Source organism: Staphylococcus sp. HMSC070D05, assembly GCF_001815595.1.
Taxonomy (GTDB): domain Bacteria; phylum Bacillota; class Bacilli; order Staphylococcales; family Staphylococcaceae; genus Staphylococcus; species Staphylococcus hominis.
Map to the genome: position 1 here is coordinate 1 of NZ_KV821128.1, position 8,985 is coordinate 8,985.

Here is an 8,985-nt window from a genome sequence, read left to right on the forward strand (position 1 = left end):
TTTATGTCATTATTGAAATCTGAATATATTTTGTAGCATAAAAATAACTCATATATTCATTTTAGTGTATTAATAGTAAAAAAAATCACACGCATTCAAATGTTACCAGTTACTTGTTAAATCAATATACCTCTTTAGAGATTAAAAAATAGAATTATTGCTATAATTACAATAATTCTATTTTTTAAATTATTTATATATTTATTGAATTTTTATTTAATTAATAAAACTTTCTTTTATTATAGCTTCAATATTAACATTAGCATTTCTTATTTCAGAATTTTTATAAGATTCTGGTATGTTGAAGTCATTAAATTTATTTTTATTTATATTATTAGCTAATGCGATTTCACTATTAGATACTAGAGGTAAAAGAGAGTTATACATATCCATGTAAACACCCCTAGTATTTATATATTTATTGAAATCCTTTATTAATAAATAAAATGGTTTATTTATATGTACTGCATCAAAAATTATTGAAGAGAAATCAGTTACTATTATATCGGAAATCAAAATTAATTCTTGGCTATCTACATTATTATTAACTGTTAATACATTTCTTATACCATTATTCCAGCTCGGTTGTTTATCCATTGGATGCGCTTTATTTATGATTATGTATTCATCGTCTAAATTTTTTAATAACTTATTAAAATCAGCTATATAACTAGTGTCCTTTCTACTTTCAGGAGTAAGATAGTTATAATCTCTCCATGTTGGCGCATATAATATTATTTTTTTATCTAAAGGAATATTATTTTTCAACTTAAAGTTTCTTATTAATTCTTTATTGTTTAAATTTTTTACTAACCATTCATTTCTCGGATACCCAAAATTAATAATTTTGTTTCGATCTATATCATAAGATGTAATAAATTTGTCTACAGCTTTACTAGAATCTGCTAATAAATAATCCCAACGATCAATATCAGACTTTTTATTTGTTTTATGACTAGGGTTTAAGGAAAGCATTTTAAATTCATTTGAATCAAAAAGCATCCTTTTAAAAGGAGTACCATGCCATAATTGAATCCAAACTTGTCCATCTCGCTTTTTGAATGCTAATGGAATCCACGATTCACCAATTATTACTTTACTAGTATATAAGTATTTATAAAATTCATCGCTTCTTGGAGTTATTCTATACTCTTCATTTATATTTTTATCAAAGGATACTATTTTTAATTGATTTGATGAAAACTTTTGTTGCAAATAATTAAAAAGATATTTGGAATTTCCTCTATATTGATAATCAAACCCTAACATTAAAATAGTTTCATTATTTATATTTAAATCTAAATATTTCTTCAGTTGTCTATCTCTTTGTTTTTTTCTGTGTTTATGAACTTTTCTTCTAGTAAAAAATAATAATGGTTCTAAATAATAATTATTTTTTACTCTATGCTTTAAATTATGCTTTTTATTAGCTTTCAAAGTTTTTCTGTTTGCATAATGATTCAATAAATTCTCCCTATGTAAGCGAAATATTTTTTGCATTTTTTTCACCTTTAATTCTCTTATCAAGTGTTTATTAAAAGCATAATCATAAAGTGGAATTACATGATTAGGTACAGTAACCATATGTAGATAATCATTTAGAATTTGCATAGTATCATATATAAATTTTTTTCTAATATTTTTTCTTTTAGGTAAACGGTTTTCAGAATACAATAGACATCGATGTAGAAAATATTTTACTACATGATACGGCGTAAAATGATGGCGATAACCTGTTTCATATAAATTTTTCAATGCTCTTTCTATAGCAACTAAAAATGAATCTCTATGCTTTAAAGTTTTTCCATCAGATTTTGTAGAAGAGTTATCATGAACTCTGACTTTATATAATATGTTAGAAATCACTGGTACTCGAACTGACCTTAGTACACTTTTTACATAAAATTCGAAGTCTTCATATAAATACCCTTCCCCAAATCTGATATCATGATCTATTAAAAATTCTTTTTTATAAAGTTTATTAACCGAAAAATATGTAGTACATGCTAATAATAACTCACAAGTTTCCCTATACAACGCATTTTTTTTATTATATTGCTCTTTATTTATATATTTGGTTTCACCTGTTTCAGGGTAATAATATGCCCACTCAAAAATTGCAAAACTATTATCGGGAACAGCCATCAATCTCCAATGAGCTATCTTTAAAGCATCCTCAACTAAATAATCATCAGAATCTAAGAATAATATCGATTCTCCTTTAGCAATTTCTATACCGAAATTTCTTCGTGCTCCTTGCCCTTTATTTATCCCATCATCATATAGCTTATAGTCTATATAGCTATTACTTGAATTTGAAATAAAATTTTCAATTATATTAATGGAATTATCTTCCGAACCGTCATTAATTATCAAAACTTCAACATTCTTATTAAAATTTTGGTTTTCTACTGAGTTTAATGTATTAATAATGTACTCCTCAGCGTTATACACAGGTATAATTATAGTAACTTCATATTTTTTATCCATTAATTAATAACCCCTCGATTTATTTTTTCTTTTTAATATTCTCTTAACAATTGATTTCGATTTTATATTTAAGATTATTTTATTATTTTTATCTTCAATTACAAAAATAGCATCATGAAAAAAGAACTTTACCGGAATAGTTACATTAAATATTTGTCTACTAAAATCATTCACTTTCTTCCCAAAAATCAAATGATTTCTCACTAATTTTAATTTAGGTTTATAAAGTTTTTTCCCTTTAAATTTTATATGTATATTTGAATCTTCTGATATAAAAAAACTATTATCGGAGAACGAAAAAACAATGTTCCTTTTTATAATTGAAATTGAATGTATATAAACATGAATATGATTTATATTTTTTTCCCAAAAATAAGTTGAATTTTTTAATTGATATAAATAGTTTTTATACACTTCTGGAACTGGTTGTAAATCTATGATCTTCTTATCTATATTTTTAAATACTAATTGTGATGCTTTTTTAAACTCATCAAATTCTTTATCATTGTGTTCCAATATTTTGTTTTGATTATCGTAATACAAATAGTTTAAATAGTGTTTTGTAATTAAATATTGAATATAATTTATTACATATCCATATTTATATTTAGATTGATTAATTAAATACATATAATTATCTTTCAAATGATTTAAGTACCTATTTTTATTCAACCAAGCTTTGTTACTTAAAGAGTTAGGGTCATTTCTATCATAAAAATAAGTTGAATTTTTTAACACCCCATATTTTTGCTTGTTTAATAAAATTGTATTTATTATTTTTGCATCTTCCCAATAATCAATAGTATTATCAAAGCGATAATTTTCTTTTTTTAATATTGAGCTTCTGAATATTACCCCACCTATATGATATTGGACAAATTGATAGTTTTTAAATATATTTATAATATTCCCTTGGAATTTGAATTTATCATTCATCGTATGTTCATAAATTTTTCCTTCTTTAAAAATTTTTATAGGTGTAAAAACTATATCAATCTCTTTCTCTTTCTGAAAAAAATTTTTAGCTTCACAAAAAAAGTATTGACTCACCCAATCAGAATCATCAATGAATGTCACAAATTCATTTTTTTTATTTATTATTTCTATTCCACTATTTCTTGCATCACTTACCCCTACTCCCGAATTATTTATAACTCGAATATTAGGATATTTAGAATAATGATTTAGTTTTTGTATAGTACACTCATTACTATTATCGTTAACTAAAATTATTTCATCATTTATGTCTATAAAGGAATTTAAAGTTTTATTTATCGTTCTATCAATAGTTTTCCAACTATTATGTACAGGTATAATTACAGAAAACATTTTATTAAAACCTTTCTACTTATTAGCCAGAAGATCTTTTAAAATAATTTTGTTGAGCCTATTAAATTCTTCTTTATAAAATTCACTCGAATAATGAACTAAAGAAGCACCAAAAGGGTGTTTAAAATCAGCAATCCAAAAGTCTTCTGTCATATCTATAACCTTTACTCTAGGATAAGATTTTAAGAAATGATTGTTCATTCGCTCCCAAAAATAATTTTGTTGAATTGATAATTTAGGGTTTTTAACATTATGTCTGTTACCGAATTTATCTTTATATGCATAAGCTGATCTACCTTTAACTAAGATTATTTTTTCTAAAGGAACTATTTTTGAGATGTTATCCATATATATATTTAAATCTTCTTTCCATTTAATAAAATATTCTTCATTTTCCACTTGTCTTATAAAATCTATATCCTTCCAACACTTTAATAATTTTGTTTCTCTAAGGTGTAAATTTCCAGACACATAATTATTATCATTAGTTTTTATAAGCGGTTGCGTTGCATCTACAAAAAAGTCAATTATTATATACTGACAATTTACTCTACTTAACTCATTAAAAATATTTTTTTGAAAATCTCTCTTTACATACTGCAATTGGGAATCTTTTATATATTTTTCACTACTATAATTCAAATTTACAGGAGATGATACAGCTGAAGTAACTGAACTATGAAATTGTGTAAAAACAACATCATATACGTCTTTATAATTTGGATTAAAATATTCACCAGAATTAAACATATTCCTTGAATAACAGGATCCTAATACAGCAATACGTATTTTATTACTACTTCTTTCCTTAACTTTTAATACTAACTCATTTTTATTATTCTCAAATATTTCAACTTCTTTATTTTTAGATGAAAAATTAATTTTAGTATTTATATTTTTTAATTTATTTTCTACAGAATCATTTTCTAAAAATAAATCATAATCAGCATCTAAATCTGGAAGTTTTTCCAATATTATATTTTTATTTATACTATTATCTTTAAACGAAAATTCAAAAATTTGCGGTACTATTTTATTTGTTTTTTCTTTCACAATAAATTTATTCAATGTGACATTTTTGTATTTAAAAATTAAATTTTCTTTTGTTTCTGTAATATCATCTAATTTTCCCTGAATTAAATAATTATTTTTTCGAACTTTAATAGCTAAACTATTACTTTTAGTTTTATAAAATATAAAATTAACTCCATTATTAGTAAATATTTTTTTATCAAAAGAATCATTTACCAATAAGTATTTATCTGAGATTTGATTATTAATTTTATATCTTATAAAAACATCCCAAATATCTAGATTTTCTGAAATTATGTCTAATTTGTTAATCTCTTCTCTTAAATCCCATTTGTCAGTTTTAAAATGAGTTGATTTAACAACATAAGTATGAAAGTGCCATAATTTTGGTAATGGTCTCTTTTTAATGACTAGTTCCTTATCAAAATCGTGTTCATTGTCATCAACATCTAAAATTAAATACTCATTAAAATTTTCTGATTGTAACATTGGCTTTATTAGTTTTGGTGATACAACTATACTCATTTTTTCATACTCAATCTTTAATATCGTATTATAAAGACCGTTTGTCTCTATTTCATATTCACCATATAAATTGTTATCAAGTTCTAAATTACTAGAAATTTTCCATTCTTGTTTTCTACTAATTTCTCTATCGAACAGAGGTTCTATTGGCAGATAATAAATATTTACTTCCTCTAATTCTTTATATTTGTGCAATTTTAAATCTATAGAAGGGATAGCAGGGAAACTAAAATTAAAAATTTTCTGCGCACTAAAAATTAATTCTTCTTTATTTGTTATAAAAAACCATCCCGATTTTTCATTTTTAATAGACTTTACTTTAACTTTATTCACCTCACCACACTCCTATATGAATTATATATATAATGAAATCAATTTAATATAATAGTATAATACTACAAAATCCAATTGTATGCATATATTATTTTTTTGTTTTTTAGTTGTTTTAGTTACATTGAATTTATCATTTTTGATTATTTTTTTAAAAATTAAATTTATTTATACTATATATCTATCTTTGAAAATATAAATCTAAAAAACCGCATCATTTATGATATGCTTCCCCTTATTAGTGATATTGCTAAAAAAAGAGAAGACAAATTGTGTCCTCTCTTTTTTAAACAACTTTATAATTTATTTAACAGATTAGAGAAAAATTGAATGATAGATTGAATAATTTCCACAATACCATCCCATATGCGTTGAAGGAGATTTCTATTTTCTTCTGTATTCAAATCTTTGGCTTTATCCTTCGCTTTATTCAATAAATCATCTGAGTTTTTTTCAATATTTTTTAATACATCTTTAGCATTTTGTTTGAATGCTTTTGGATCGGAAGTTAAGGCATTAGAGTTTGCCACATTAATCATATTATTATTAATCATTTGAATTTGATTATCTGATAATATCTCTGATAACCCACGCTCATCGAGGACTTTATTAACAGTGTCTTCAACTTGTTGTTGTGTGATTTGTTTATCTTGATTTTGTTTAATATCGGCAAGTTGTTCTTTAATATCTGCTATAGAAGCATTCAAAGCTTCATCTGAATACCCATCTTTACCTTTATTTTCTTCCGAAATTGTACCTAAATCACTCATTTCTTGATTTGAATTTTGAATATCTTCAGTGTTTAGGTCGTTACCTTTTTCTTCATACGCTTTGTAAATACCTGCTAAAGCACCTTCACCCGTTACTGGTTCTACAGAAGCTATATGTATTTCTGCATTTTTAATTCCTGCCGTAATTGCAGCATTTTGATATTGTTCAGATGTCACTTTTGTAATGTTATCTGGTGTATCAATTTTCACATCAACACCCTTACCCCATTTTTTATGTTCAATTGTTGCACTTGAATAAATATAACTTAGATTACTACTGTTTGGGATGTAGTTACTCACATCATTGACGTTAACACTATAAGTTTCATAGTTATCATCAACGCCTAAATCATTTTCAGTTTGTTGTAAATCTTGCCCTTCTAAGTCGGCACCTTTAATAAAAACAGGTTCATCCCAATCTTCTTTATTCTCAGCTGCTTTAACAACACCTGAAGCTGATAACAACAATGTAGCTACTGCTAAACTAGTTATTGTTTTTTTCATTTTCAAATACACCATCCCTTAAAATGTTTCATATATTTATATTAATCGTATCCAATAACACGTTTTTGGATTGTTTCAATCATTTCTGAATCAGCCTGTGTCATATCATATTTATAAATTTGGTTGAATCTTGGATTATAAATACCAATGTAACGTATATTCTCAAAGGTAGGCTTTTGAGATGTCTTACCCATTAAATAATATATCACTAATTGAAGCGTACTGTTTTTCTGTGGTAGTTGTTTTGAAACTTTAAAATCCCACAAAGTATCTTCAGTTAGAAAGTCGCCATCTCCAGTATCAATAATGCTTGTATAACCACCCTCAAATGTGAAACCATCCATTTTAACTTCACCAATTTGATTAAAAAATGAAAGACTTCTGTTTATAAGTGATTTTATATTATTAATTGTGTCTTGATCTGGAATTTTAAATTCTTTAGGCATGCTTCCTGCTCTATATACCATATCGTAATTTACCAATTGACATGCTTTAATAATAGATAGATCATCATTATCATTAATATCTTTTAACAATGATTCGGCTGTTTGTAATTCCCCAGCTAATTTTGCGCCAGTTAACGATATGGCAAATGATTTTTCTTTGTCTTGATTTATAACCATACGAGTAAGGTAGTCTACGACTAAACCAATTGTTTGAGGTGCTATATTTTCATTTTTTGTATCTATAAATGTTTCTGGTTCTAGTTGCTTAACTTCAAATGATTTTCTGTTTAAATATCCACCACGAGGTTGTTTAACTTGTGAAATTCTTTGTGTAACACTAACCAATTAAAGACTCCTTTTGATAATAATGTTTTTATAATTACGAAGCGTTTGAGGTTTCTTTGTCATTTCCTGAACTTTTTGATTCTACTTCTTGAGATTGTTCATTTTCAAAGTTGTTAACATCAGTATTTTCATCATTGTTTTGGTTGTTATTTTCTTGTGTTGCATCTGGATTTTGCTTATCCTCGCTAGATGGTTGTTCTATTTGTTGATTTGGATCCTCACGTTCCTCATTTTGTGAACCTTCCTCGTTACTATTTTCTTGCTGTTCTTCATTATTTTGTTTTTGATTGGATTCATCATTATTTGTTTCAATGTTCTCTCGGTTTTGGTCAACTTTTGCATCTTTTTTCGTTGATTGTTTACTATCATCACTTGTTTGATTATTCTCTTTTTCATTTTGAGACTGGTTGTTATTTGATGTTGATTGATTTGACTCATTGTCATATCCTTGTTCTTTTTGCCAATAATTACCTACGATGTTTGAAAGTTCTTTATATTTTTGTTCTGGAACATTAGACGTAGCAGTTTCAAACTTAGGCATTCCTTTTTTGTATACGTAAGTATTGTAAAAATTAGCAGTTGAATTATAGATATCTTTGTCTATGTATCCATTTTCAGCTTTTATAGGTCCATCTGGGGAGGTGATAGCACCACCTGTTTTGATGATTTCTCCTGTATTTCTATCTATAATTGGGTGGTGCTTAACAGATTCGTTTATACCACCAAAAGGCGTTTCAATAAAAATTTCATCATTATTACTTTTATCTTTATTGTAAATCAGATTATCTTTATTTTTAGTGAAATTAAGTATATCTTCGGAGTTAAAAGCGATAGATTTTGCTTCATCAATTGTTATAGTTCTGCTATTTTGGCTATTTGCTTCATTTGTTGCTTCTGCAGCATTAGACTCACCTTGAGGTTGATGCTTTGTATTTTGATTGTTTTCTGCTACTTCATCATTTGATTGCTTTTCAGTTTCATCTGATTTTTTATCCCTTTCCTGTGTTTGATCACTGTCTTTTTTATGATTATTGTCTGTATTTTGACCACAAGCACTTAAAATAATAAAAGAAGACAAACCTAACATCCCTAATTTTCTAAATTTCATTCATACATCTCCCTGATATAAAACTCACTTTCCATGCTATCAAAAAATAAAGCGTTATCAAATACAATAAAATTAAAAGGTTCTGTTGCAAAGTAAAAAAATATAG

The 8,985-nt window shown here is 25.8% G+C and carries 6 protein-coding genes; all 6 read right to left on the minus strand.

Annotation, left to right across the window (positions count from 1 at the left end; translation table 11 throughout):
• Window positions 1-216: 216 nt before the first annotated feature.
• The 6 genes from HMPREF3046_RS05670 to HMPREF3046_RS05695 all read right to left on the minus strand — a co-directional run bounded on the left by HMPREF3046_RS05670 (window position 217) and on the right by HMPREF3046_RS05695 (window position 8,879).
• Window positions 217-2,490, minus strand: a complete 2,274-nt coding sequence (locus HMPREF3046_RS05670) for a bifunctional glycosyltransferase/CDP-glycerol:glycerophosphate glycerophosphotransferase (RefSeq protein ID WP_037552480.1) — start codon at window positions 2,488-2,490, stop codon at window positions 217-219.
• Between the two features lie 3 nt (window positions 2,491-2,493).
• Entirely contained in the window at window positions 2,494-3,819 is a 1,326-nt protein-coding gene (locus HMPREF3046_RS05675; RefSeq protein WP_037552481.1) for a glycosyltransferase family 2 protein, read from the minus strand.
• Window positions 3,820-3,834: 15 nt separating this feature from the next.
• Window positions 3,835-5,709, minus strand: coding sequence for a DUF6270 domain-containing protein (locus tag HMPREF3046_RS05680; protein ID WP_017175159.1), 1,875 nt, complete (start codon window positions 5,707-5,709; stop codon window positions 3,835-3,837).
• A 293-nt stretch (window positions 5,710-6,002) separates the two neighbouring features.
• Window positions 6,003-6,980, minus strand: coding sequence for a DUF1002 domain-containing protein (locus HMPREF3046_RS05685; RefSeq protein WP_037552483.1), 978 nt, complete (start codon window positions 6,978-6,980; stop codon window positions 6,003-6,005).
• A 41-nt stretch (window positions 6,981-7,021) separates the two neighbouring features.
• Complete coding sequence (locus HMPREF3046_RS05690; RefSeq protein ID WP_070717376.1) at window positions 7,022-7,771, minus strand: hypothetical protein; 750 nt, start codon at window positions 7,769-7,771, stop codon at window positions 7,022-7,024.
• 34 nt (window positions 7,772-7,805) lie between these two features.
• Entirely contained in the window at window positions 7,806-8,879 is a 1,074-nt protein-coding gene (locus tag HMPREF3046_RS05695; RefSeq protein ID WP_037552487.1) for a hypothetical protein, read from the minus strand.
• Window positions 8,880-8,985 lie beyond the last annotated feature (106 nt).